Below are 25,832 nucleotides of genomic sequence, written 5' to 3'. Positions count from 1 at the left end.
ATGAGTACGACACATCGCGAGGTCTACAGCGGTATCCGCGCAACAGAAAGCGTCGTCCATAAACAGGCGAAACGCCTATCCGTCTGGAGGGAGCATGCGGCCGGCTATCTGTTCCTTGCGCCTTCATTAGTGTTGTTTGCCGTATTTCTGTTCTATCCGCTTATTCAGTCCATTTACTTGAGCTTTCACTTAACGGACCCGCGCGGCCATGTCGCCGCTTACGTCGGTTTCGATAATTTCACACAGTTATTCGCTTCATCAGCCTTCTGGAATAGTCTCGGCGTTACGGTGAAATTTACGCTGCTTACCGTTCCCGCAGGCATTATCGCCGGACTGCTGCTCGCGGCTTTCACGCATACGAAGCTAAAAGGGATGAGCTTCTTCCGGTTTATCTTTTCCCTGCCTGTCGCGTTATCCGTAAGCACCTCGGCGATCATCTGGATGATGCTGTACCATCCGACCACAGGAACGCTTAACTACTTTCTATCGAAGCTGGGAGCGGATCCGGTACAGTGGCTGATCGATCCGGCCTGGTCGCTTATCTCCATCTCGATCATGACGGTCTGGATGAATTCCGGTTTTAATTACATCTTGCTGCTCAGCGGTTTGCAGGGCATTGGAGATGATATTCGGGATAGCGCGCGCATTGACGGTTCAGGACCTGTCCGAACCTTCTTTCAAATTTTGCTTCCGCTGCTGTCGCCGACCGTGTTTTTCCTGACCGTCGTATCCGTGTTGAACGCCTTTCAGTCGTTCGGGCAAATTCATATTTTGACGAAAGGCGGACCTGCCGGCTCGACCGAGGTTTTCGTTTATTCCATTTACAAGGAAGCGTTCGTCAATTATCAATTCGGCACAGGGAGCGCGCTGGCGCTTGTTCTGTTCCTTATCATTCTGCTGCTTACCTGGATTCAATTCCGGTTCGTCGAAAAGAAGGTGCATTATCAATGACAGCGGCCCGCTTCATTCGTTCGTCGATCGTCTATATCATTCTGATCGTTGCGGCAGTTATGGTGCTGTACCCGCTTGCCTATACCTTCCTGTCCTCGTTCATGACGCCGGAAGAATCGTCGGCCTATCCGCCGAAGATGCTGCCGTCCGGCCTTTACTTGGGCACCTTTCAAGAGGTGCTCGAGCTCGTGCCGCTTGGGGCCTTTATCGGTAACAGCTTTGTCATCTCCTTGGCTATCATGGGCGGACAAGTCCTGACGGCGAGTATGGCCGCTTACGCGTTCGTATACGTAACGTTTCGGGGCAGGGCGCTTTTGTTCGCGGTTGTCCTGTCAACGATGATGATTCCTTGGGAGATTACGATGATCCCGAATTACTTGACGATCAAATCGTGGGAGTGGCTCGACCGCTACCCGGGACTGATCGTTCCTTTCCTCGCGTCGGCTTTTGGGATCTTCCTGCTCCGCCAATTTTTCCTGCAGCTGCCGAGGGAACTGTTCGAAGCGGCAAAGATGGACGGCTGCGGCCATGTTCGGCATTTTGTCCGAATTGTGCTTCCTCTGTCCCGTCCCGCTCTCGCTTCGCTGGCGGTGTATACGTTTCTAAACGCCTGGAATATGTACCTTTGGCCGCTTCTGGTTACGAGCAGCGATACGATGCGCACCGTACAGATCGGCATCAGCATGCTTCAATTTGAAGAGATGACGTCCTGGAACCTCGTATTGGCGGGTGTAACGCTGGTCCTGCTGCCCTCCCTCCTCCTGCTTATGCTTGGCTTGAAGCAGCTGGTCGGCGGTTTGACGGCAGGCGCGATTAAAGGGTAACCGCCCCTATCCTCATGGAGCTTGTCCTTGTGACATTCCAAAATAAACGAAACTAAGGGAGAGAAACCAATGAAAGCAAGCAAGTTTAAGACGGTTATGCTGGTGATGACGGCAATACTGACGGTGTTTCTAGCGGCCTGCGGCAACTCGGCTTCAAACAACAACGCGGGGAATGAACAGCCGCAGCAATCGGCAGCAACGGAAGGAAGCGGTTCGACGGAATCGTCGACCGAAAGCCCGAAGGAACCGATTAAAGTGGTATGGTGGCACTCTATGGGCGGGGAGCTTGGCAAAGCGGTAACGGAGCTTGCGAATGACTTTAACGCCACACATTCCGATATTCAAGTCGAAGAAGTGTACCAGGGCACATACGATGAGAGCTTGAACAAAATGAAGGCGTCCATGGATTCCAAATCGGGCCCTTCTTTGATTCAGGTTTACGAAATCGGCTCCAAATTCATGATTGATTCCAAGGCTGTAACGCCTGTTCAAACCTTTATCGATTCGGATAACTATGATATCTCGAATCTGGAGGAGAACATCCTCGGCTACTATCAATTCGACGGCAAGCTGTACTCGATGCCGTTCAACACGTCGAATCCGGTTCTTTACTACAACAAGGACATGTTCAAGGCGGCAGGGCTCGATCCTGAAAACCCTCCGAAAACCTATGAGGATGTAACGGCAGCTGCCAAAGCTTTGACGAAAGACGGCAAGACCGGAGCGGCCTTCGCGATTTACGGCTGGTTCATGGAGCAGTTTTTTGCGAATCAAGGCGCCGAATACGTCAACAACGGCAATGGACGCGCTTCTTCCGCAACGGAGTCGCAGCTGAACAGCGAAGCCGGCCTCGGCACGATCAACTGGCTGAAGAGCCTGCTGGACGAAAAAATCGCGCTTAACCTGGGACGTAAAACAGACGATACGAAAAAAGCGTTTTTGGCCGGCCAAGTCGGCATGACGCTTGATTCGACAGGAAGCCTGCGCGGCATCGTAGACAACGCGAAGGGCAAATTCGAGGTTGGAACGGCCTTCCTGCCCCGCCCTGCCGGCGCAACGGACGGCGGTGTTATTGTCGGCGGCGCAAGCCTCTGGATTATGAACAATAAGTCCGAGGCCGAGCAGCAAGCGGCTTGGGAATTCATCAAGTATTTGGCCGAGCCTGCCACTCAGGCGAAATGGCATATCGCCTCCGGCTACTTCCCAATCAACAAATTGGCGTATGAAGAGCAGATCGTAAAGGACAACCTGGTTCAATATCCGCAATTCCAAACGGCTATCGACCAGCTTCACGCCACGAAGCTGTCCCCTGCAACGCAAGGCGCGGTTATGGGCGTCTTCCCTGAAGCCCGTCAAATCGTCGAAGGCGCGATGGAAGAGGTATTTACAGGCGCCAAAGATTCGAAGACGGCATTTGACGACGCCGCCAAAGCGATCAGTGAAAAGATCGCGACGTACAATAAAACCGTTCAATAAAAATGGAAAGCAGCCGGTCCTACAAGACCGGCTGCTTTCTTTATTTTGATGATGCTGCTGGACTCTTACCAAACCCGCCGCTATTGCTTAACCGCCGCGACCGCGGCTTCAAGCGCTCCGATCACTTTATCGCACCAGGCGTCAAATTCTGGGTCTTCGGTTTGCAGCTCCGGATGGGCTAATACATAATCGATCGTCTGCTTAATGCCCTGATCGAACCGGGTTGTCGCCGTAAAGCCCGGAACAAGCCGCTTCAGCTTGCTGTTATCGAACACAACGGTGTTGGCCTTGTCGCCGATCAAGCCGCCCCGATAATCCTCCGTGCTGCAGGCATCCAAGAACGAGGAGGCCGCATGAACCGCATGCAGCTTCACGCCCAAAGCTCTAGCAATCGCTTCATAGATTTGGTTCCAGGTTAACGATTCATCCGATGTGATCTGGACCGATTCCCCGATCGCATGGAGATTGCCCATCAGCCCGATGAAGCCTTTGGCGAAATCGCTGTTATGCGTCATCGTCCAAAGCGAAGTGCCGTCCCCGTGAATAATGACAGGCTTGCCTTCCAGCATGCGCTTTGCGACCTGCCATGTTCCTTTGCGTCCGTGCACGCCCAGCGGAATGGAGCGTTCGTCGTATGTATGGCTCGGCCTGACAATCGTGACAGGGAAGCCCTCTTCCCGGTACAGCTTCATGAGATAGTCTTCGCAGGCGATTTTATTGCGGGAGTATTCCCAATAAGGATTCGATAATGGCGTGCCTTCATTAATCCGGTAATCCGACAGCGGCTTCTGGTAGGCGGAAGCGGAGCTGATGAATATAAACTGCTTCGTCTTATCCTTGAACAGCCGGTAGTCTCTCTCCAGCTGCGCCGGCACAAACGCGATAAAGTCGGCGACTACATCAAACGTATGGTCCTCGATCAGCTTCGCGACCTGCGCTTCGTCATTGATGTCCGCTTGAATAAGGTTGACGCCGGCAGGCAGGTTCCCGCTTCGCGTGCCCCTGTTCAGCAAATAAAGCTCGCAGCCCTGTTCCACCAGCTGCCTCGTAATCGCCGAGCTGATCGTGCCTGTTCCTCCAATAAATAACGCTTTCATCCTCGTTCGCACCTCCGGGTATGATAGAATGGAACTCTATTTTACGATAGCACGGGTTTGGGCGAAGAACAATGCCGGCTGACGTTTTCAAGTCTAACGGTTTGACTCCAGCACCTGCTTGGCGAGGCGCTTCGGCGCGGCCAGCAAATAGGCCTCCTTAATCAGTACGGCTATTTCGTCCCAGTCGGGTTCAACGTCTTTATCAATCGAGATCCAGCCGTGCTGGCCGATATACGGCGTTTTAATATAGCCGCCCTGCTGAAGCAGCAGAAATTGCTTCTCCTTATCGGATTTTATCGACAGACCGGCGGGACCGTCGCTTTCTCCCATCATCACAAACGTTTTCCCCCGCACCTTCATCACGGTATGGCCGAAGCCGTCGATCAGCTCCTCTGCCTCCGGCAGCCCGGCACAGATCGAGCGTACTCGTTCCACTATTTCGAGCCCTGCTTTCGTTTTCATTTCTGATCCTCCTTTTCCTCGTCGCTCGTTATCGTCTTCGGTAGAGATCCATACTTTTTCTGATTGTAGCACAAAGGCCATCCCCTCCGAGATGGCCTTGTAATACCTATAACGTTTATTCGTAAATAACAGCCTTCACTTCCTCGCTGTCAATGTTCGACGCGTCATACCAGACGAAGCCGCTGTCGATAACCGGCTGTACCGTTTCTCCTTTGGCCGCCGCTACGGCCGCCTTCACCGTTTCGTAACCGATGCCGACTGGATTTTGGGAAATCGCTCCTGCCATTAGCCCATTTTTGATCGCATCGATTTGCGCTTTGCCGGAGTCGTAGCCGATGACCGTCAGCTTGCCTTCCATTTTCATCTCCGTCACTGCGTTGATGACGCCGATCGCCGATCCCTCGTTCGTGCCGAAAAAGCCCTTCAGATTCGGATGAGCCTGCATGATCGCTTTGGCAAGGTCGGTCGATTTCAGATGGTCGCCGCCGCCGTATTGAATGTCGACGATTGTAATATTCGGATATTGCTCCTTGATCCGGTTCACGAAGCCGTCGCGGCGGTCGATGCCCGTGCGGCTCGTCTGATCATGCGCGATAACCGCGACTTCCCCTTCGCCGCCGATCAATTCGGCCATCTTATCCGCAGCCATGCCAGCCGCCGAGATGTTGTCCGTCGTCACAAGGCTGACCGGAATGTCGCTGTCCACGCCGGAGTCGAATGCGATAACCGGAATGCCTGCATCCTTCGCCCGCTGCAGCAGCGGTATCGAGGCCTGGCTGTCGAGCGCGGCAAATCCGATAGCGGTCGGTTTCTTATCGAGCGCAACCTGCAGCATTTCAAGCTGCTTGTCGACCTGGGATTCCGTCTCCGGACCTTCGAACGTAATTTCCACGCCCAGCTCGGAAGCCGCTTTCTCCGCGCCCGACTTCACCGCTTGCCAGAACTGATGCTGGAACCCTTTGGACACGAGCGGGATATACATCTTCTCCGCCGGTGTATCGGAGGAGGAAGGCGCAGGCTCGGAGGAGGCTGAATCGGAAGGAGACACGGACGGCGACGGGTCATTCCCGCCATTGGCACTGCCGTTTCCATTGCCGCCTCCGCATGCGCTAATAACCATGACCACTACAAACAGCAAGAGAAGCAAACTTTTTCTCATAAGACCAAACCCCTTTTCATTGGATAATGGTAACGGCCGATACGGGATATGCCGTGCCAGCCGGGATGCCCAATCTGTTGCTTAAGCCGCTTTGCGCCGGCGCAATATATCCGCGTAGACGGCGAGCAGAATGACGAAGCCGACAACGACCGTCTGCCATTCCTGCGGAACGGACAAAATACGCAGCCCGTTGGTCAGCACGCTCATAATGAGCGCGCCGATGACAGTGCCGATAATCGTGCCTTTACCGCCGCTTAGCGAAGTGCCGCCGATTACAACCGCCGCGATCGCCTCGAGCTCATAGCCCATCCCGAGCGAAGGCTGTGCCGAGTTCAGGCGCGATGCCATCAAAATGCCGGCGATACCCGTGAACAGGCCGGTAATGGTATAGATCACGATCTTCCAAGCCCGGACGTTAACGCCGGATAGCCGGGTCGCTTCCTCGTTGCTGCCGATCGCGAAGTTGTAACGGCCGACGATCGTGCGCGACAGCAGAATGCTGCCGACGATCGCCGCAAGGAAGAAGATCAGCACCGCATTCGGGATGTCGAATCCGGGAATCATCGCGCCGAGGATCGAGCCTTGCGATATTTTCATGAACACCGGAGTGTCTGTGAAGTAGACCGGTTTCGTGCCGGAGATAACAAGCGCGAGCCCTTTGGCGATCATCATCATGGCCAGCGTGGCGATGAACGGAGGAATGCCAAGCCTCGCGATTGCAAGCCCTGACAGCATGCCGCACAGCGCGCCGGTGAGCAGCCCGCCGATAATGCCGACCGGCACCGGCAGCCCCCACATCGTGATGAACACCCCCGTCATAACGGAGCAAAGCGTCATCACCGTGCCGACGGACAGATCGATGCCGCCGGTGACGATAACGAATGTCGAGCCTAAGGCAAGAACGCCGATAACCGCGGTCGATAGCAGAATGCCGACTAAGTTGGAGAAATGAAAGAAGTTGCTGGACGCGATCGAAAAGAAAAGGACGAGCAGAATCAAGCTGCCGAATGCGAGCAGCTGCTGCAGCCCCGATTTGACCGCGAATTTGGATGTTGCTTCGGCTAATACCGTATTTCTCATTATGAATGAACCTCCTCCCGCCCGCGTCTAGCCGACCCGGTCTGTCGCGTACGTCATAATTTTTTCCTGGGTCGCATGCTGATCGTTGATCAGCTCCCCTGTTATCCGCCCTTCGCACATGACGATAATACGATGGCTGAGCCGAAGCACCTCCGGCAGCTCCGAGCTGATCATAATAATAGACTTGCCCTCTGCCGCCAAGCTTTCGAGCAGCTTGTAAATCTCGCTTTTCGCGCCGATGTCGATACCCCGCGTCGGCTCGTCGAATATGAGAATGTCACAGTCCCTCGTCAGCCATTTGCCGATAATCACCTTCTGCTGATTGCCGCCGGACAGAAACTTCAGCCGCTGGCCGTTACCCGGCGTCTTGACGCGCAGCTCCTCGATGACCTGATCCGACACCTCGGCTATCCGCCTGTCGTTCATAAACCCGAAACCGCTTACAAATCGGTTCAGCGAAGCAAGCGCCACATTCGTTTTTACATCCATCTCAAGCAAGCAGCCAAAATGCTTCCGGTCCTCGGACAAATAGCCGATGCCATGCCTCACCGCCTGATGCGGCCCCGTTATGCGCGCTTTGCGTCCGTGGATCCAAATCTCGCCGGCGTCGATCGGATCAGCGCCAAAAATCGCCCGCGCCATCTCCGTCCTTCCCGCTCCGACCAGTCCCGCGACGCCGAGAATCTCGCCTTTGCGCAGCGTGAAGCTGATGTCGCGCAGGACGGAATGCCGGGTCAGGCCGCGAACCTCCAGCACTGTCTCTCGCCGCTCCGCATCCTTGCGGTCGGGCTTCGCCGGCTGATAAATGTCCCGGCCCACCATCATCGCGATGATCCGGTCGATGCTCGTCTCAGCCGTCTGGACCGTGTCAATGTACGCCCCGTCCCGCATAACCGTAATCCGGTCGGTGATCCGCTTCAGCTCCGCCATCCGATGAGAGATATAGACGATACCGACCCCCTTCTCCTTCAGCCGTCCGATCATGCGGAACAGCTCCTCGATTTCGGAATCGCTCAGCGCTGCCGTCGGCTCATCCATAATCAGCACCTGAGAGTCGTACGATATCGCCTTCACAATCTCCACCATCTGCTGCTTCGCAACCGTCAACCTCGCCACGGGCGTCGTCGGATCGATGTCCAGCTTCATTTGGCCGAGAAGCAGGGCGGCCTGCCGGTTCATCTCCTTGTCATCCAGCAGGAACCGCAGAAATTTTCGAGGCTCTTTGCCTATAAAAATGTTCTGGGCCACGGTCAAATCCTGAGCCAAATTCAGCTCCTGATGAATCATGCCAATACCCAGCCTCTGCGCGGCTCTCGTATCCTCAATGTCTACCTCCATGCCTCTGTACCAAATGCGGCCCCCATCCTTGCGATAAACCCCGGTCAGCACCTTCATCATCGTCGACTTGCCCGCTCCGTTCTCGCCGACAAGCGCGTGAACTTCTCCTGCCCGAAGCTCGAACCGGCAGTCCTTTAAAGCATGGACTCCCGCAAAATGCTTCTCAATTCCTTCCATGCGCACGACCGGCTGATCCATCCATCCCACCTCCCTCGCCTATTTTGTTTCTGATGTGTCTTTAACTTTACAACCACCCGCCCCAAGCTAACATGTGATTTTTTACTGTAACAGTCGAATATTTTTGGGGATTCCGCACCAATTTATAGCACCTATGAAGGAATACCTGTTATGCGTCGAATTCTTCTATAAGTACGAACGCACTGATTTCAAAGGAGGAATGACCACCATGAAAGTCAAACGCATCGTTGCCAATATCCGTACGAACGATATCCAAGCGGCCCATCGCTTTTACCATGACGTGCTCGGTCTTGAGGTTTTAATGGATCATGAATGGATTCGGACATACGGCTCGAACGAGGAGATGAGCGTTCAAATTAGCTTCGCCGCGCAAGGCGGCTCGGGTACGCCTACACCCGACCTGTCGATTGAAGTGGATGATATCGAGGCGGCGCTTAGCGGCATGAGGAACGCCGGCTTTCCGATCGAATACGGACCGGCGGATGAGCCTTGGGGCGTCCGGCGGTTCTATGTTCGCGATCCGTTTGGCAAGCTGGTTAATATCCTCGCTCATCAATAAAGCTGCTGCGGGCTTACCGTAGATTGGAAATGTACAATTATGGTATTGTTTATAGGAACGGACGTTCGAAAATGGGTAGCCTTGGAAGAAATTTTAGCGGCACATAAACGGAAGGCTTGCGGCGCGCTACTCGTCACATTAAACATATAGGAGAGTTCGGTAATGAAAGCATTAGCGGTATTTTGCGGGTCCAGTGAGGGTGTCTCCCCCATCTATAAAGAAAACGCGGCCAAACTGGGGCAGGAGCTGGCCAGACGCCAAATCGCCCTTATTTATGGCGGGGCGAATGTCGGTCTGATGGGAGCAGTTGCTGACGCCGCGATGGAGCATGGCGGCCGGGTCATCGGGGTGCTTCCCTTTTTTCTCCAAAATCGAGAGATTGCGCACACCGGTCTGACAGAGCTCGTTATGGTCGATTCCATGCACGAGCGCAAAGCCAAGATGGCGGAAATGGCGGACGGATTCATCGCGCTTCCCGGAGGGCCCGGAACGATGGAGGAATATTTCGAGATTTTTACTTGGGGTCAGTTAGGCTTGCATAAGAAGCCTTGCGGTTTGCTCAATATTAACCATTATTTCGACCCTCTATTGTCCATGTTTGAAACGATGGAGCGCGAAGGATTCATGCAGCCCAAGTATCGCTCTATGATTATGACAGATCATACACCTGAAGGCATGTTGGAGCAGTTCTCGAGCTATACCACCCCTTCGGTCAAAACCTATCTTACCGGCCAGCGTACTTGAGTCAGCACCTTTTTGTTGCGATGAACGGTGCTTACGTTATCGTCTCTTATAAGGAGGTAATCTTGAATGACCCGATTACAAGGAAAAGTCGCCATCGTCACCGGGGCGAGCCGCCCGGGCGGAATCGGAGCCGCCATTTGCCGGGCGTTTGCCGCCGAAGGCGCCAGTCTCTTTTTTACGCATTTGTACGAGTATGATAAAAACAATTATCCCAACGATGCAGACGCAAGCTGGCCTGATTTATTCGCTGAGGAACTTCGTAAATGGGGGGGAAAGGTTGAACATATGAAGCTCGACCTTGCCTTGCCGGGTTCGGGGGCCATCCTGCTGGATGAGGCGCGAAAGACGGTTGGTTTCCCTACGATCCTCGTCAATAACGCGACATATAGCGTCGATGCGGATTTCAGGCAATTAACCGAGGCGCTCATCGACGCGCATTGCGCCGTCAATATGAGAGGAACCTTCATGTTAGCAGCCGAATTCGCCCGCATGATTGAAGCGGAGCAAACCGGGAATGCCTCCACTTTCAATAAGGGAGGACGGATCATCAATCTCACCTCCGGCCAAGGTAAAGGACCCATGCCCGGGAATCTTGCCTATGCCGCGACAAAAGGCGCCATTTCCGTCTTTACCGAGTCGCTGGCCGCGGAGCTTGCGCCGCTTCGCATCACGGTGAACGCTGTCGATCCCGGTCCTACCGACTCGGGCTGGATGTCCGAAGGGATAAAAGAAGCGCTGCTGCCGCACTTCCCTATGGGACGGGTCGGCCTCCCCGAGGATGCGGCCCGTCTGATCACGTTCCTCGCCAGCGACGACTCGGAGTGGATTACCGGTGAGATTATTCATTCCAGGGGCGGCTTTATTTAACGAATGCGCGGATGCCTCTCGAATGGCAGTCCTGTCTTTATGACAAAATAAAACGTCCTGTAAAGGATAAAACATCCAAATTCAAGCTAGTTGAAGGAGCCCTATGTCAGAAAACAACTCCACCCCTTCGGGTAAAATGCACTTCATGCTATGGTCCACTCCGGCGAGGGCCACTTTTCGCCAAGACATGACCGAAGAGGAACGGAACATCATGACGCAGCACGTCGCCTATTGGACGGACAAGCAGACGCAAGGGATTGCTCTGGTGTTCGGACCTGTTCTGAAAAACCCGGCAGCTCCCAATGGACTCGGAATCGTGGAAGCTGAGAATGAAGCCCAGGTCTCCAAATGGATCGCGGAAGATCCTGCTGTTATAGGCGGGGTCATGACGACGGAATTTTATCCGATGCTGGCGACGCTGCCAAAGTCATACCCTCGAAGTTGATGTTCTTCGAACCGAAACAGCGGAGCCATCCTGGCTCCGCCGCTAATTATTGACGAAAGGAAACAGCAGCTTCTGATTTTCCTCCTCGTACATATTGTCCTTCGTAATGAGCAGCGATCCCGTATCGATAACCTTCGGCACCTTATCGCCCCTCACCGCCTCGACAGCCGTCTTCATACTCAAATAGCCCATCTGGAACGGCCTCTGAATGACCGTAGCCTTCATGACGCCTTCGTCCAGCAGCTTAATTTCGTTCACCGAGCTGTCGAAGCCGATCAGACTGACGCGCTCCTGCACCGCCAGCTCTTTAATCGCCCTGCCCGCGCCTACCGTTGTCGGCTCGTTTAATCCGACGATCCCGACGACATCCGGCTGCGTCTGCAAAATTTCCTTGGCGATCCGATAAGCGTTCTCCTCCGAGCTTTCCACGTAGAACGTATCGAGCAGCTCGATACCCGGCTGGCCCTCCAGAACGGAACGGACCCCTTTCTCGCGGTCAATGTGGGAGGCGGCGTTTTTCATATAGCTGATAATAGCGACCTTCGCCGGACCCTGCAGCTGCTTCCGCATCGCCTCGCCCGCCTTCCTTCCGGCCTGCACATTATCCGTCGCGACATTGCTGTGCGGCGCATCCGAATTGATGCCCGAGTCGACGATAATGAGCTTAATGCCGCTCTTCCGGACCTTCTCGGCAACGGGAACCAATCGGTCGTAATCGGTCGCCGCCAGCACAATGGCATCGGGCTTCTCCACGATCGCCTGCTCAACGGCCGCAATTTGCTCGTCGACATCGGCCTCGGTCCTGGAGCCGGTTACGCGAACATCGGCATCGAATTCCTGAGAGGCTTCCTCTACACCGTCGATCAGCACCTCCCAGAATTCGATCGATGCATCCGTGGATTTGACGATGACGGTAATGTCGACCGGCCCCCGCTCCGGAAACCAACGGCTCCCGTACATGAAGCCCCCCGCAGCCAGCAGAAGCAGCAAAATGGCGGCCATCGTCCGTTTAGGTTTCCCGATCATTTTTTGCCCGCCTCCTGTGCCGGAGTCTTCTTCGGGAAGCGGATCGACACCGTCGTCCCTTCGCCCAGCTTGCTTTTGAAGCTGAGGCCGTACGGCATGCCGAAATACAGCTTCAGCCGCTCATCCACATTGCCGACTCCGACCCCGCGGCCCTCCTCGCTCTTATACGAGTGCGTCAGCACCCGCGCGAGCGTCTCCTCGTCCATGCCGTTCCCGTTATCATGGACAATGAGCGTAATCTCGCCGTCCGTCTCCTCGGAGGTGACCGTGATTAAGCCGGGTCCGCGCTTCATTTTGATCCCGTGATAGATCGCGTTCTCCACAATCGGCTGCAGAATCAGCTTAATCGTCTTATATTGCCGAACCGTATCGCTAACCTCGATGGCGTAGTCCAGCTTATTTTTGTAACGCATCTTCTGGATTTTCAAATAGTTCTCGATATGCTCCAGCTCCGTCTCGATGGATACCAGCTCTTCTCCCTTGCTGATCGAGGAACGGAACAGCTTCGCCAGCGCCGACGTCATCAGCACGACCTCCTGCGACTTCTTGCTCTCCGCCATCCAAATGATCGAATCCAAGGTGTTATAAAGAAAATGAGGATTAATCTGCGCCTGCAGCGCGCTTATCTCGCTACGCCGCTTCTGCTCCTGATCCCGAACCACCTGGGCCATCAGCTCCTTGATTCGGCCGACCATCATGTTGAACGCGCGGGCAAGCCTGCCAATCTCCATCGTCGACGGAACGGGAACATGGATGTCGAAGTTGCCCTTCTCCACCTCTTTCATATACACCTGCAGCTGCTTGATCGGCTGGCTGACCCGCTGCGACAGAAACAGCGACGTACCGATCGCGATTACGATGCAGACGAGACCAAGGGCGATAATCGACAGCCCGACCTCATTCTGGTTCGCGACCAGCTCGTCGACATAGGAAACGCCGACGATTTTCCACCCGAAGTCGGACTCCTGCACCGTGTACATCCGTTTGTTGCCGCCTTCGCCGCTGATGAAGGTGCCGCTGTCGATTTGCAGCACCTTATCAATCTGCTCCGTCTTCAAGTTGCTGTAGATGAGCTGCTGCTGCGGATGGTAGACGATTTTCCCCTCGGAGTCGACGATGAACAGATAACCCCGCTGACCAAGACGGATATCTTGCAGCATATCGTTCATCACGCTGAAATTGAGATCGATCAGGAAGATGCCGAGCTTCGCGCCGTCCTTCTTGCTTGACAGCTCCGTGCTTAGCGAGACGACCCACGGATAGCGGTCCTTGAACGCCGGCTGCACATGCGATGGCGAGATCACGTAGGCGCCGGCTGCCTCCTTCGCTTCGCGGTACCAGCTCAGATTTGTAATATCGATATACGGATTCAGCTCGAGCCCTTGCCTCCCCGTCACGAACTGCCCGTCATAGCCGAATACGCTCACCGATGAAATATCCGCGCGCGACACCGCCATCGATTCCAGGAAATTCGCAACGGCTTGCTTGCCGTTCAGCTCTTCCGCCAGGCTGGCGTAGCGCTCTCCCGCCAAAAACCGCTGCACATCCGGATTGCTGTCCACCAGATCGGTGATGTACTGCATCCCGTTCACGTAGGACTTAATATTGTTGTTCACCTGCTTCACAAGCTCCGCCGTATACGATTTGGCGTTCGACTGCACCGCATCTTGGGACAAGAAATAAGAAAACACGCTCATGATGACAATCGTCAGAAGAATGAGCAGCACAAACGCTAGCGCCATATTGGTCTGCATGCTGCGGAAGCGGAATATCTGCAGCATCATCCGCGGCTCTCCGCCATTCTAAAGCGGAATTCCGTCGGCGTGTCCCCCGCATGCTTCTTGAACGCGCTGCTGAAATATTGCGGATCGCGGTAGCCGACCGCGTAAGCGATTTCATAGCTTCGCATCGAAGTCAGCTTGAGCAGCTCCTTCGCCTTCTCCATCCGCTCATGGATGACATGGTCCATGAACGTCCGGCCCGTGCATGTCCGGAACAGGGTGCTGAAATAACTGGCGCTCATGGACACATGCTTGCATACGGTCTGCAGCGACAAATCCGGATCCGCATAATGCTGCTTGACGTACGCGATCGCCTTCTCGATTTGAAGCTTGCTGTGGTCCTCCCTCATGCTGCGTATGGCGGAAGCCGCTTTCCCGCATATTTCCTTCATCCACAGCTCAATCTCGCTCAGCGCCGCCAGCTCGCGGATGTCGGCCAGCGGGTTGGGCGAATCCCCGAACACGCGCCTCGCGTCCGCTTCCATCTCGTAGAGCGTATGCATCAGGGTGAGCGCGAACCGCTGGATATAAATGTAGCAGACGTCGATTGGGACCAGCTTCCGGCGGAAATCGGCGAACAGGCTTCCGATCCACTCGTCCGTCTCTTGCGGCGTACCTGTCTTCAGCTTGGTCATCAGCTCGCACTCCCAGGCGACGGCCGACGAAAGCTCAACCTGCTTCCGCCGCTCCATATCGGAAATGCGGATGACAGCGCTTTCTCCAATGACGAACCGATACTCCAGCGCGGATAGCGCGGAACGGTGCAGCAGCTTCATATTGTCCTCCCGTCCGCATACATGCCCGATGCCGATGGATGCCGCAACCGGCAAATAATCGGTGACCGCCGCATGAATCTCCTCCGCCGCCGCTCCCGCTCCATCGTACAGCGCATCGGGATCCTTCCCGGACATTAAAACCAGCACGCGGTTTTCCCTGTCGCGGAATACTTCCGCCCCTTCGTATGTACTCATAACTTCCTTCGTAATATTATAGACAGCGAAACGAATCAGCTCGTCATCCGACGGCGTAGCCGGCGCTTTCAGCTGCAGCTCGTCGATATCGACCGCCAGCTCGATCCAATAAGGGCGGTCCCAGGCGATTTGGAAATACCCGCAGCTTTCCCGCTTCTGCTTCTCCGTCATCGAAGACGTGACAAGCCGCTCCAGAAATCGTTCCTTCAGCAGCGGCATGCTGTCCTCCAGCTGATGCTTCAGCTTCTCGTAATCCCGCTTCTGCCTGTTCTCCGCATCCATCTGGCGGGCGACGCGAACGAAGATCTGCTCCATCTCGTTTGCCGTCACCGGCTTCATCACATAGTCCGCAACCTTCATCTTCAGCGCCTGCTGCGCGTACTCGAATTCATCGTAACCGGTTAAAATAATAACCTTTACATCCGGATACCGGACGGAAAGCTCGCGCGTCAGCTCGATTCCGTTCATAAACGGCATGCCGATATCGGTCAAGACGATATCCGGACGGTCCCGTTCCATGAACTCCAATGCTTCGATCCCATCCTCGCAGGCGCCCGCGCACACAAAACCCATGGACGCCCAGTCCATCCCGTCCTGAATGGCTTCACGAACTAAAGCTTCATCATCAACAATCAGCAGTTTGTACATAGAGCGGTCACTCCCTGTTCCTGCGGTAGTCGGAATGCTTCGTATGCCGGATCTGGCTGCGTAACTTCTCCAATCGCGGAGTGCTATTAGTATACAGAAAGACTTCGAACAATAAGATGGAATTTTAGACGATAATAGTTGAATATCATTCGGTCATCCTCTGAAGTCAACAAAAGGGCATCCTCTCTCGGGTGCCCCTCGTCATGATGTCAGACTCTATTGTCAGGTGCCGCAGAAGGTACGGTACGGCTGCGCCGAGCCCTCCGGCAGCTTGGCGTACTCCTCCTGCTCGGGCGAATACGCGTAAGGATTCGCAAGCGCCGACAGCAGCTTCTCCATCACGCTGTAATCTTCCCGCTCCACCGCCGCTTCAAGCGCTTCCTCGACCCGGTTATTGCGCGGAATAACCGCCGGATTGCTGGCCTTCATTAGACGAAGCGACGCTTCCCCGCTCTCCTGCTGTCTGCTTCGTCTTGCTTGCCACCGCTCCTGCCACTGCGCAAATTCCGCGTCGCATGTTAACCCGGTGTCTTCCGGCCTCCCGAGCGTTAAAGCCCGGAAGGTATTGGTGAAATCCGCTTTATTCTTCTGCATGAGCTCCAGCAAATCCTTCGCCAGCGACTCATCCTCCGGCTCCTCGCCGAACAGCCCCAGCTTCGCCCTCATACCGGCCAGCCAGTGCGAATAAAACATTCCGGTGAACTGCCGGATCTCATCCTCGGCCATCTTCACCGCTTGCTCTTCATCGTCGTGCAGCACCGGCACCAGCGCTTCCGCCAATCGCGCCAGATTCCAAGCGGCGATGTACGGCTGATTGCCATATGCGTAACGGCCCTGCCGGTCGATGGAGCTGAACACCGTCTCCAGATCGTACGTATCCATAAAAGCGCAAGGTCCGTAATCGATCGTCTCGCCGCTAATGGCCATATTGTCGGTGTTCATGACCCCATGGATAAAACCAACGAGCTGCCATTTCGCGATCAGCGCGGCTTGGCGCTTCATCACTTCCCGGAGCAGGGTCAGACTCGCGTTGTCTCCCGTATGGACCGCATCCGGGTAATGCCGCTGCAGCGCATAATCCACAAGCGTTCGAAGCTCGTCGGAGGTCCCCCAAGCGGACGTATATTGGAAGGTGCCGACCCGAATATGGCTGGCTGCGATTCGAGTCAGAATCGCCCCCGGCAGCTCGGTTTCGCGGTAGACGGGCTCGCCGGTTGTGACAACCGCCAAGCTTCGGGTCGTCGGAATGCCAAGTCCGTGCATGCCTTCGCTGATGATGTATTCGCGCAGCATCGGGCCTAGCGCCGCCCGGCCGTCGCCGCCGCGGGAGAACGCCGTCCGACCCGCTCCTTTGAGCTGCACGTCAAGCCGCTCGCCTGACGACGTGATCTGCTCGCCTAATAAGATGGCGCGGCCGTCGCCGAGCATCGTGAAGTGCCCGAATTGATGGCCCGCATATGCTTGCGCCAGAGGCTCCGCGCCTTCCGGAACGCGATTACCGCCCAGCGCCGCCACGCCCTCCTCGCTGCGGAGAGCATCGGCATTCAGCCCAAGCAAGGCTGCGAGCTTCTCGTTCAGCACTGCAAGCTCCGGCGAGCTTACGGGAACTGGCGATTGCTTCGAATAAAGCTTCTCCGGCAGACGCGCGTAGCTATTGTCGAATTTCCAGCCTGTTTCTATCCCTAATCGATTATCGGTCATTGGTTCTCCTTCGGTTCGGTTAAAAGATGTGAACATGCAATCTTACGAGTAAAACGCCATTATTATTTTGCCGTTGCAGGCTTATTATACCTTTTCTACACCAGCGCGGATAATCCTACAGACGAGTCATCCTGAATCTGCGCTAAATCATAAGAAAGAAAATTCATTTTATAATTTCTTCCAATACTGGAAATGATAAATTTACGGACTTGTTTTTTATGCCGTCGCCGTCATACGAACCCGGATCGGATCGCTAAACCGAGGATTGCCGCCCCCTATGCAACCTCCTTCTTGCTGCAATACGGCTACCTGCTGTTGCCTGTTGCGGCGATGTGTTTAATCACATTCTTACCTACGCAAAAAGGCCAACGATACGTTGACCTTCTGCCCGGCATTTGCCTGCCGGTTTCTTATTTGGTTACAAGCGCTTCGCGGTCTACGCAATGCGGCGGCTCCTCCAGCCATCGATTCTGGATCATAAGGTTAGCGCCGTCCTCCGAATATTTGCCGACGTCCACAATCATGCGGGTATACTTTTCAAGCAAATCATGTCTCGCGCTTAAGGAGGCGGCATTCGCGTAAGACCTCACCCGCATTGTGAACATATCGACTTTGTGGAACATCATGAGCTTGTCCGAAAACGGCGGCGTCGTCGAGGTTGTCACTAAAGGATCTAAAGTCATAGGCGCTGACAGGTCTTCCTGCTCCAGCAGCTTGCTGCACATATTGTAATGCTTGTAGGCAATATCCTTACCTCTTAGGAAATATTGCTTCACCTTATCCGACTGAGCCACTTGGCTAAAGCCGATCAAAACGGCTTTACTGATGGAATTGTTCTCGATAATGTCGTACAGATGGGTAATTTCCATCGCTTGCAGCGGCCTAACCTCGCCGAAGAAGCCGCGCATATAGTTCTTATTGTCGATAAACCCGGCTTTTGTTGGATAAGGGATATAAGGCGGCTTCGACAGCATTCCTTTGCTGATCAGAACTTCATTGGTCTTGTTCAGCAGCTGCACCGAGTTATCCACAAGCTGCGTGAATAACGATCGCACATCCCGTCTTGTGACCAGCGGGACCGCAATGCTGTATAAGCTGCTGCCGGCCTTTCCCAAATATTTGAGATAGTGCAAATAAAACTCGTCCGCGAACAACCGAGGAGCCGATACGTTAACGTCCTCCTCTGTAAAGCCGATCGGAAGGGGATACTGCTCTTGCTGTAACAAATCCTTGATGGTCATTACGATTTGTTTGGACAAGTTAAAGGCGGACTGCATCACTTCTTTCACTTCTTTGTCCTCTACATGGTTTAGAACATAACTCAACACCTGAATGGACATCGTGTTTCCCATATATGTCGCCCAAAGCTTGCCCTGCTCCGCCGCGTTTAATTTTTCGCCGGTATCGTTGGATTGAAGCTTCATAGGATGTATGCTTCCCATAGCAAACGTCTCCCGTCATGTTGTTTTATTGCCTTACTTTTTGCATTAGGAGAGCAATTCATTCCTGCACCTTCGTTAAAAATTTTTTAGATAACGGTCTAGAGTTAAAAAATTAGCGCAAAATAAAAGAAAAAAAGGAAGTCGTGAAAGCAAATGAATAAGAATGCTCGCTTTGAAGCTTTTATATGGTGCATCGCCTTTCCCGGCTTCGGCCAGCTGCTCAACGGCAAGCTTGCTAAAGGTATTGTACTGATTATATTGGAGCTGCTGATCAATGCAATGTCCGGTTTAAATGAACTCATTATCTCAAGCTTTCACGGCGACATCGACACCGCGATCCAGGCTACGAATTATCAATGGCTGATGTTCTATCCGTGCGTCTATATGTTTGGCATTTGGGACGCGTATAAGGATGCGGGAGGCGGACAAACGCCTTACGCTGCGGCCCCATATGCATTCGGCGCTTTTTTCGGAACCGTCGGCGTCATCTTCTCGCGCAATCTGCTCGGCGCCATGTGGCTCGGCCTTGTCGGCTTATTAGTCGGAGTCATTGTCGGCTTGATTTTAAAAAGAGTGCTGCGGGCTCTTGACCGAGATGGGGCGAGTCCTTTGTGAGTTACGGAAGGGCACTAACCGGACTAACCCCTTTTATTAGAAAAACGATTTTGACGGCATCCCATTTCCGGAATTTCTGACGCCCGCATAATCGAGAGTTTTTCTTCAGCTCCCGCTTCCTGTCTTGCCCGAATTCTCTCCGGATAGGACGCGGACCTTACATAGCAAAGCTGCAGCCGGGACGAAGCAAGCAAAAGGCCATTCCTAGTCGGAATGGCCTTTTGCTTTGTTTCACTCTCTTTAGATTATTGGTTTTTAAGCTCCTCTACCATTGCCTTCAATGCTTCGTTAACCGGTGCAGCCGGACGACCCAACAGCTTCTCGAAGTCCCCGCTTTCGACTTCCAGTCCGCCTTTCCTGATGCCGGACTGAATGCCGACGAGAAACGGGATCAGGAAGTCCGGTACGCCTGCTCCTTTCATGATGCCGGCATAAGCGTCGTCGTCGACATGCTGAACCGCTACCTCTTTGCCAAGCGCAGCGCCCACGGCGGCAGCAATCTCTTCTTGCGTCAACAGCTTGCCGGAGAGCTCATATACGGTATTCTCGTGGCCTGTGCCGGCAAGCACGGCTGCCGCCGCCTCCGCATAATCCTGCCGCAGCGCCCAGCCGACTTTGCCCGAACCCGCAGACGTTACCCACGGCGCTCCAGCCAGTACGCCCTGGATGCTCGAAGCTTCGTTCTCCAAATACCAGTTGTTGCGGAGGAACGAATACGGGATGCCGGATTTCACGATCGCCTCTTCCGTTGCGCGATGCGGCGGCGCGAGAAACATCCGGCTTTCACTTGCATTCGCTAAGCTGGTATACGCAATAAATCCAACGTTGGCGCGCTTAGCCGCAGCTACCGCATCCGTATGCTGGCGAATTCTGGTTTCATTGTCTCCGTCAGCGGAAATGATTAATAGCCGGTCAATTCCCGCAAATGCCGAGTCCAATGTTTCCGGACGGTCAAAGTCGCCCTGCCGAACCTCAATGCCGCGTTCCTTCCAAGCTCCCGCTTTCTCCGGATTCCGGACGCTTACGGCGATTTGATCCGCCGGCACGGTTTTCAAGAGCGCCTCGACCACTTTCGTACCCAATTTTCCTGTTGCCCCTGTAACTAGCATTTTCATTGTGTATGCCTCCTATTTTTTGTTGTAACTGAAGTGGTTACATCATGACTAAAAATAAAAGCTCCTAAAAGAAGAGCCCTCATTTTAAACAAATTTTGCGGTCAACTGGCGCAGCGTGGTTTGCCCAAGCCTCTGCTCCATAGCCGTCTGCGCTTCCCTCAACTCGGCCTGCAGCACATTCTCGATGTTCCGCCCCACCGGACACGCGATGTTGGGGTCTTCATGGAGCCGGAACAACTGATTCTGTTCAATAACATTCACGGCATGATAAATGTCGAGGAGCGTAATCTGCTCGGGTTCCTTCCTTAGAAAAGCGCCGCCTACTCCGGGGCGCACTTCGATTAAGCCCGCCTTCTTCAGCATCCCCATAATTCTGCGAACAATAACAGGGTTCGTATTGACGCTGCCGGCGATATAGTCCCCCGTACACTCGTTCGGACTGACCGCTATCAGAGAAAGAATATGAACAGCGATGGAAAACCGCGTACTAATTTGCTTCATATGATCACCACCGTTGTAATCATTATAGTTACAACAAATGATTACGTCAAGCGATCGCAATCAATCATATAATCAAGGCGGGCCATCCCCTCTTAGGATGACCCGCCTTTTATAAACGTTAGGCTAACGCCGCATACATCTGCTCCAGCAATGAAACAGCCCGTTCCTCGAGCGTCTTCACGGTACGAAGCACTTGGACAGCGCGTTCTCCATTCTCCCGCAGATTCGGATCGTCGCCGGCTGGAAATGGGAACAGCTTCGCCAGCTCGTGCAGCTGCTCCGCGATTTGACGGTACGCCTTCGCCGCTTCCGCGCTAAGCTTGCGCAACTGGGTATCCTCTTCGCCGCTGCCCTGCCATTCTGCGCTAATGCCGCTCAAAAATTCTGCGGCATAATAGCGGGCATCGTGCACAACGGCTGCGTTATACGCATTTCCGTTCGGCTCGATCTTCCCGCCCCGGAAGGCGCCAATCCATGCGTCATAAGCGCGCAGCCCCCGTTCGGCGCGGTCCAAAGGCGCTTCTTCCCCGCGATAATGCTGGAGAGCCATCTCCAGCGCGCCTCGAAGCATCGCGCGCGGGTCCAGCTCCTTCCGTTCATCGAGCGCGAGTACAAACAGTTCCTCCAGCGTTCCGCGACCGAGATGATCGTAAGGAAGCTCGCCATCCTTCATCACTTCCATCGTATAGAGCGTTCTGCGCTCGTCATCATAGCCATAGATGATGCCGAATTCCGGAATGGACAGATCCCATGTCAGAACCGGGGTGCCTTTGTCGACCGCATAATGGATCAAATCAAGCGCCGCCGGAAGATCCTCCTGCATCGGCCGCTTCTCCTTAGCGGCGGAAGTCAGCACGGAGGGATCGAGCAAGTTCGTGTTCTCCCCGATAACTTCCCGCTTGTCTTGCGTCTCCACAATCCGGGCGGACCAGCCCAAGTTATTCAAACCGCGCGTTAATAGCTCGCGGAACGGGAACATGGTCGGCCCCGCAATGTGAACATCCTCCTGGCATATCGTAATGCGGAAAGCGTGACCGGTATACCCCATCACCTGTGCCAGTGAAAGCTTCTGCTCCGTGTAGCCCAGCATGCGGTAGAGGGCCCACGCCGCCGACGTCCATGTGCCGCAAGCATTGTCGTGATTGTCCGTTGATTTCGGTAACTGTTTTGTCATCATAACTCCCCAATCCTTTCGATCCGCAATATAGTGGTCGATGATCACTCGGACGCGCTGATTCGCTACTTTTTTCCGGGAACGTGAAATGATTTGGTAGACATTCGAAGAAGATAAGCTGAACAGCTTCGCGATCTCCTGCGGCGACAAATGATCGAAGAAATGCGATTCAAAAATTTGTCTCTCGCGCCGGTTCAAGCAGCTGAGCATGCTCGAGATCATGTCCAGCAGCTGCCGGCGCATGACATGCTCCTCCGGATTCGCCGCATCGCTCGCTTGCTTGGTATACGACGCGGAAAGCCGCTGCAGAATGTGATCCAAATTGGACCAATCGGCGCCATCGCTGCCCCCTTCTTCCTCCGAACGCTGCAGCGAAGAAAGCGGCTTCTCCTTCATAAGCGGGTTGCTTCTGAGCCGGGTATATGCCTGATTGCGCACAATCCGGTGAAGCCATGGCAGAAACCGCGCCACATCGACAAGCGTACCCAAATGCAGAAAGGCGCGCACCAAAGCGTCCTGCACAATATCTTCCGCCAGGAACGGCTCTTGCGTAAGCCTCCGCGCATAACCGTATATCTGCCTCCGATGACGCCGGATCAGTTCCCCGAACGCCTCCCGGTCGCCTGCCTGCGCCCGCTGCACGAGCTCGCCGTCTTCCTGCAGTTCAAGATCCCGCTCCATCTCTTCAATTATCTCTTCTGCATCATTTGTTCCCTTACTATCGATCCTGATCATAAACACCTCGCAAATCATCGGCCTATTAGATTGACGCGCAAGAGGGGCGATTTCTGACAAAACCTTTAAAAAAACTTTACCCAAATGAAAGACCGCTTCAACTATGATGAATAGACAGCCTAATTATATCATCCAGACAGGGGGCAAAATGAGCTTGAGCCATTCGGAGAAAGCCATCGTTACCATACTAGAAACAAGCGATCTGCATGGCCACTTTTACCCAACGGATTATCGGGGCCCTGGGGACAAGCCGCTCGGTTTAGCCAAGCTGGCCACGATCATTCAGAAAGAAAGAAGCAGGAATCCGGCGCTTCTCTTGCTGGATAACGGCGACCTTCTGCAGGGCACGCCGTTTATGTATCACTATGCCAAATACGACAGAAGCGGCGTGCATCCTGCTGCCCGCGCGCTTAATGCGCTGCGGTATGACGCGGCCGTATTCGGCAATCATGAATTCAACTACGGGCTGGAGTTATTGACAAACGCGGTTGAAAATTCCGTTTGTCCGTGGCTATCCGCCAACATCCTGCATGCGGATAGCAGGCAGCCGGCTTTCGGATTGCCTTACCGGGTCTTCGAGATGCCGGAAGGGATTCGAATCGCCGTTCTCGGCGTCACCACGCACTACATCCCCAATTGGGAGGATCCCGCGAACATTCAAGGGTTGGCTTTTGAAGACGCCTTGGGAGCGGCTCGAAGGTGGGTGGCCTCTATTCGCGAGATGGAACAGCCGGACGCCGTTGTCGTCTGCTATCACGGCGGCTTCGAACGCGACCCGGCCACTGGCGAGGCGACCGAACCGCTCACCGGGGAAAATCAAGGATACGAGATGTGTATGAGCGTGGAAGGGATCGACGTTTTGCTCACAGGTCATCAGCATCGCCTCCTTGCCGGGGAGCTCAACGGCGTCGCATTCGCGCAGCCGGGCAGCGCCGGAGCGGCAATCGCCAAAATTCAGCTGGAATTCGAGCGGACGAGTGCAGGAGGCTGGTCAATTTCCCGCAAGACGGCGGGGCTGCTGCTTGCGGAGGAGGCTCCGCATGCGGATGGGGCGTTGCTAGCCATGTTCGCGGATCAAGAGCGTTGCACCCAAGCATGGCTGGATCAGCCGATCGGCATGGCGGAGGGAGATATGACGATAAGCGAACCGTTCGCCGCCCGGCAAGCCGACCACGCGTTCACTGAGTTTGTGAACCGCGTACAGATGGAGGCGACCGGCGCATCCATTTCCTGCGCCGCTATTTTCACCAATGAAGCGCGAGGCTTCTCGGAGGACATCACAATGCGCGACGTCGTCTCTAATTATATTTACCCGAATACGCTGAAGGTCGTCCGCTTAAGCGGACGCGATATTCGGGAAGCGCTGGAGCAGTGCGCCCGCTACTTCACGCGGGATGAGCAGACGGGCGGCCTGCGGGTATCCGCGTCTTATATGGAGCCGAAGCCGCAGCATTACAACTACGACATGTGGGAAGGCATCGAATACGAGCTTGATATTTCGAAGCCGGAAGGCCGGCGTGTCACCAGGCTCGAGCGGAACGGAGAGCCTCTCGATCCGGAGGCGACGTACGAGGTTGTGATGAACAGCTACCGCGCCGGAGGGGGAGGCAACTTCGATATGATCAAGGATAAGCCTGTTGTACGCGAAATCCCGACGGACATGACGGAAATCCTCGCCGATTATATCCTTCAGCGCCGAGTCATTCGCGCAGCCTGCGATCACAACTGGAGGGTCGTCTACTAGCGGGCATCCAAACAAAAGAGGCCCACCCCGAGTGGACCTCTTCCGCTGCTTCCGTCAGCCCTGCTTTTAACCGGAAGTCGCCGCGCCGGGCTCTGTAAGACGCAAAAACCTGCTTACTGGAGCTCCAAACGCCCGCACCCGGCTCTGTAAGACGAAAAAACCTGCTTACTGGAGCTCCCAACGCCGCACCTGGCTCTGTAAGACGCAAAAATCTGCTTACTGGAGCTCCAAACGCCCGCGCCCGGCTCTCTAACACGAAAAAACCTGCTTACTCGCGCTCAAAACGCCGCATCTGGTTCTGTAGCACGCAAAAACCTGCTTACCGGAACCAGAAACGCCGCGCCCCACTCCCCGTTCCTGCTACCCCTTCACCAGCTTCGCGCGGAGCTTGTTGGACAGCCACTCGATCAGCAAAATGAGAACTACCAGTCCGATCAGAATCGACCCGACCTGATCCCACTTGTACGCATTCATCGCGAAGATGAGCGGCGCCCCGATCCCGCCGGCGCCAACCAATCCTAGAATGGACGCTTCGCGCATGTTCATGTCGAACCGATAAATCGTCACCGACAGGAAGATGGACAGCAGTTGCGGGAAAATCCCGTAACGGATTTTCTCGAACGTCGTGCAGCCGATCGAAGTCATTGACTCCAGCACTCCTTTGTCGAGCTCCTCGATCGCGTCCACATACAGCTTCGAGAGCATGCCGATCGAGGTAATGCCAATCGTCAGCACGCCCGCGAACGGCCCCGGTCCCGCCACGCGGATGAACATAAGGCCGTATACGAGTGCCGGAATCGTGCGGATGAAGATGAGCAGCAAGCGAGTCAGCCAGGCGATCGGCTTCGGCACAATGTTAGATGCGGCCAGAAAAGCTAGCGGCACGGATAAAATAGCCCCGACGATCGTTCCCAAGAAGGCGATAGCAGCTGTCTGCACCAGCAAATACAGGACGCTCTGCTTGGATACGTTGAATAGAAGCTCAAGATCCGGGTTAACAAGCCCTTTCACTATATTACCCGCAATATCGAGCCCGCTTTGGTTCACATCCTTGAAGCTAGCGGCGGTCAGCGACCAGCCGAACAAGAGAAGAATAACAATCGTCAGGATGAAAATATATCGATAATTGCGAGGGGAAGCGAGAAGCTGCTTCTCTACTGTCGTCATAGCTCCGAATTC

At 54.6% G+C, this 25,832-nt stretch carries 23 protein-coding genes; 9 read left to right on the top strand and 14 right to left on the bottom strand.

All coding sequences use genetic code 11. The features are described 5' to 3' along the window. The 3 genes from D3P08_RS14355 to D3P08_RS14345 all read left to right on the top strand — a co-directional run bounded on the left by D3P08_RS14355 (nt 1) and on the right by D3P08_RS14345 (nt 3,251). Nucleotides 1-951: a carbohydrate ABC transporter permease gene (locus D3P08_RS14355; RefSeq protein ID WP_119600385.1), complete on the top strand. Its 951-nt coding sequence runs from the start codon at nt 1-3 to the stop codon at nt 949-951. After that, entirely contained in the window at nt 948-1,775 is an 828-nt protein-coding gene (locus D3P08_RS14350; RefSeq protein ID WP_119600384.1) for a carbohydrate ABC transporter permease, read from the top strand. The genes D3P08_RS14355 and D3P08_RS14350 overlap by 4 nt, the downstream gene beginning before the upstream one ends. 69 nt (nt 1,776-1,844) lie before the next feature. Continuing rightward, nucleotides 1,845-3,251, top strand: coding sequence for an ABC transporter substrate-binding protein (locus D3P08_RS14345; protein WP_119600383.1), 1,407 nt, complete (start codon nt 1,845-1,847; stop codon nt 3,249-3,251). Nucleotides 3,252-3,331: 80 nt separating this feature from the next. On the opposite strand, the gene D3P08_RS14340 is transcribed toward D3P08_RS14345, so the two are convergent. The 5 genes from D3P08_RS14340 to D3P08_RS14320 all read right to left on the bottom strand — a co-directional run bounded on the left by D3P08_RS14340 (nt 3,332) and on the right by D3P08_RS14320 (nt 8,585). After that, complete coding sequence (locus D3P08_RS14340) at nt 3,332-4,348, bottom strand: SDR family oxidoreductase (protein WP_119600382.1); 1,017 nt, start codon at nt 4,346-4,348, stop codon at nt 3,332-3,334. Nucleotides 4,349-4,441: 93 nt separating this feature from the next. After that, a complete protein-coding gene (locus D3P08_RS14335; RefSeq protein WP_119600381.1) occupies nt 4,442-4,810 on the bottom strand; it encodes an MmcQ/YjbR family DNA-binding protein in 369 nt (122 codons plus the stop codon). Nucleotides 4,811-4,925: 115 nt separating this feature from the next. After that, the gene (locus D3P08_RS14330) at nt 4,926-5,969 is read right to left on the bottom strand and encodes an ABC transporter substrate-binding protein (RefSeq protein ID WP_119600380.1); all 1,044 of its coding nucleotides are present in this window, start codon (nt 5,967-5,969) and stop codon (nt 4,926-4,928) included. 81 nt (nt 5,970-6,050) lie between these two features. Next, on the bottom strand, nt 6,051-7,049 hold the full coding sequence (locus tag D3P08_RS14325) for an ABC transporter permease (RefSeq protein ID WP_119600379.1): 999 nt from the start codon (nt 7,047-7,049) through the stop codon (nt 6,051-6,053). 27 nt (nt 7,050-7,076) lie between these two features. Beyond that, the gene (locus D3P08_RS14320) at nt 7,077-8,585 is read right to left on the bottom strand and encodes a sugar ABC transporter ATP-binding protein (protein WP_119600378.1); all 1,509 of its coding nucleotides are present in this window, start codon (nt 8,583-8,585) and stop codon (nt 7,077-7,079) included. 208 nt (nt 8,586-8,793) lie between these two features. Between D3P08_RS14320 and D3P08_RS14315 the strand changes: the two genes are divergently transcribed. From D3P08_RS14315 to D3P08_RS14300, 4 genes are all read left to right on the top strand, one after another. Next, nucleotides 8,794-9,144, top strand: coding sequence for a VOC family protein (locus D3P08_RS14315; RefSeq protein ID WP_119600377.1), 351 nt, complete (start codon nt 8,794-8,796; stop codon nt 9,142-9,144). Nucleotides 9,145-9,306: 162 nt separating this feature from the next. Next, nucleotides 9,307-9,888 (top strand): LOG family protein, encoded by a 582-nt coding sequence (locus D3P08_RS14310; protein WP_119600376.1) that lies wholly within the window; start codon nt 9,307-9,309, stop codon nt 9,886-9,888. Nucleotides 9,889-9,954: 66 nt separating this feature from the next. Then, entirely contained in the window at nt 9,955-10,755 is an 801-nt protein-coding gene (locus tag D3P08_RS14305; RefSeq protein ID WP_119600375.1) for an SDR family oxidoreductase, read from the top strand. Between the two features lie 103 nt (nt 10,756-10,858). Continuing rightward, on the top strand, nt 10,859-11,200 hold the full coding sequence (locus D3P08_RS14300; RefSeq protein ID WP_119600374.1) for a YciI family protein: 342 nt from the start codon (nt 10,859-10,861) through the stop codon (nt 11,198-11,200). Between the two features lie 42 nt (nt 11,201-11,242). Here the strand turns inward: D3P08_RS14300 and D3P08_RS14295 are convergent, their stop codons facing one another. The 5 genes from D3P08_RS14295 to D3P08_RS14275 form a co-directional block, all read right to left on the bottom strand. Then, nucleotides 11,243-12,226 (bottom strand): substrate-binding domain-containing protein, encoded by a 984-nt coding sequence (locus D3P08_RS14295; RefSeq protein WP_119600373.1) that lies wholly within the window; start codon nt 12,224-12,226, stop codon nt 11,243-11,245. Then, nucleotides 12,223-14,010, bottom strand: coding sequence for a cache domain-containing sensor histidine kinase (locus tag D3P08_RS14290; RefSeq protein WP_240647521.1), 1,788 nt, complete (start codon nt 14,008-14,010; stop codon nt 12,223-12,225). Before D3P08_RS14290 ends, D3P08_RS14295 begins: the two co-directional genes overlap by 4 nt. Beyond that, nucleotides 14,007-15,626 carry a response regulator gene (locus tag D3P08_RS14285; protein WP_119600372.1) on the bottom strand — a complete coding sequence of 540 codons (1,620 nt, stop codon included), beginning with the start codon at nt 15,624-15,626 and terminating at the stop codon, nt 14,007-14,009. Before D3P08_RS14285 ends, D3P08_RS14290 begins: the two co-directional genes overlap by 4 nt. A gap of 222 nt (nt 15,627-15,848) precedes the next feature. After that, nucleotides 15,849-17,327 (bottom strand): protein adenylyltransferase SelO, encoded by a 1,479-nt coding sequence (locus tag D3P08_RS14280; protein ID WP_119600371.1) that lies wholly within the window; start codon nt 17,325-17,327, stop codon nt 15,849-15,851. Between the two features lie 410 nt (nt 17,328-17,737). Further along, on the bottom strand, nt 17,738-18,769 hold the full coding sequence (locus D3P08_RS14275) for a DUF3231 family protein (RefSeq protein ID WP_119600370.1): 1,032 nt from the start codon (nt 18,767-18,769) through the stop codon (nt 17,738-17,740). A 153-nt stretch (nt 18,770-18,922) separates the two neighbouring features. On the opposite strand from D3P08_RS14275, the gene D3P08_RS14270 reads away from it, so the two are divergent. Further along, complete coding sequence (locus D3P08_RS14270) at nt 18,923-19,384, top strand: hypothetical protein (protein ID WP_119600369.1); 462 nt, start codon at nt 18,923-18,925, stop codon at nt 19,382-19,384. A 245-nt stretch (nt 19,385-19,629) separates the two neighbouring features. On the opposite strand, the gene D3P08_RS14265 is transcribed toward D3P08_RS14270, so the two are convergent. The 3 genes from D3P08_RS14265 to D3P08_RS14255 form a co-directional block, all read right to left on the bottom strand. Next, on the bottom strand, nt 19,630-20,499 hold the full coding sequence (locus D3P08_RS14265) for an SDR family oxidoreductase (protein ID WP_119600368.1): 870 nt from the start codon (nt 20,497-20,499) through the stop codon (nt 19,630-19,632). An 84-nt stretch (nt 20,500-20,583) separates the two neighbouring features. Then, on the bottom strand, nt 20,584-21,000 hold the full coding sequence (locus D3P08_RS14260) for an Rrf2 family transcriptional regulator (protein ID WP_119600367.1): 417 nt from the start codon (nt 20,998-21,000) through the stop codon (nt 20,584-20,586). A 118-nt stretch (nt 21,001-21,118) separates the two neighbouring features. Next, nucleotides 21,119-22,909 (bottom strand): RNA polymerase sigma factor, encoded by a 1,791-nt coding sequence (locus D3P08_RS14255; protein ID WP_240647519.1) that lies wholly within the window; start codon nt 22,907-22,909, stop codon nt 21,119-21,121. A gap of 154 nt (nt 22,910-23,063) precedes the next feature. On the opposite strand from D3P08_RS14255, the gene D3P08_RS14250 reads away from it, so the two are divergent. Further along, the gene (locus D3P08_RS14250; protein WP_240647517.1) at nt 23,064-24,653 is read left to right on the top strand and encodes a bifunctional metallophosphatase/5'-nucleotidase; all 1,590 of its coding nucleotides are present in this window, start codon (nt 23,064-23,066) and stop codon (nt 24,651-24,653) included. A gap of 360 nt (nt 24,654-25,013) precedes the next feature. On the opposite strand, the gene phnE is transcribed toward D3P08_RS14250, so the two are convergent. Continuing rightward, nucleotides 25,014-25,820, bottom strand: a complete 807-nt coding sequence (gene phnE, locus D3P08_RS14245; protein ID WP_119600364.1) for a phosphonate ABC transporter, permease protein PhnE — start codon at nt 25,818-25,820, stop codon at nt 25,014-25,016. Nucleotides 25,821-25,832: the final 12 nt, after the last annotated feature.

The organism is Paenibacillus nanensis (assembly GCF_003583765.1).
Classification (GTDB): Bacteria; Bacillota; Bacilli; order Paenibacillales; family Paenibacillaceae; genus Pristimantibacillus; species Pristimantibacillus nanensis.
This window is presented reverse-complemented; position numbering and strand designations above follow the sequence as displayed.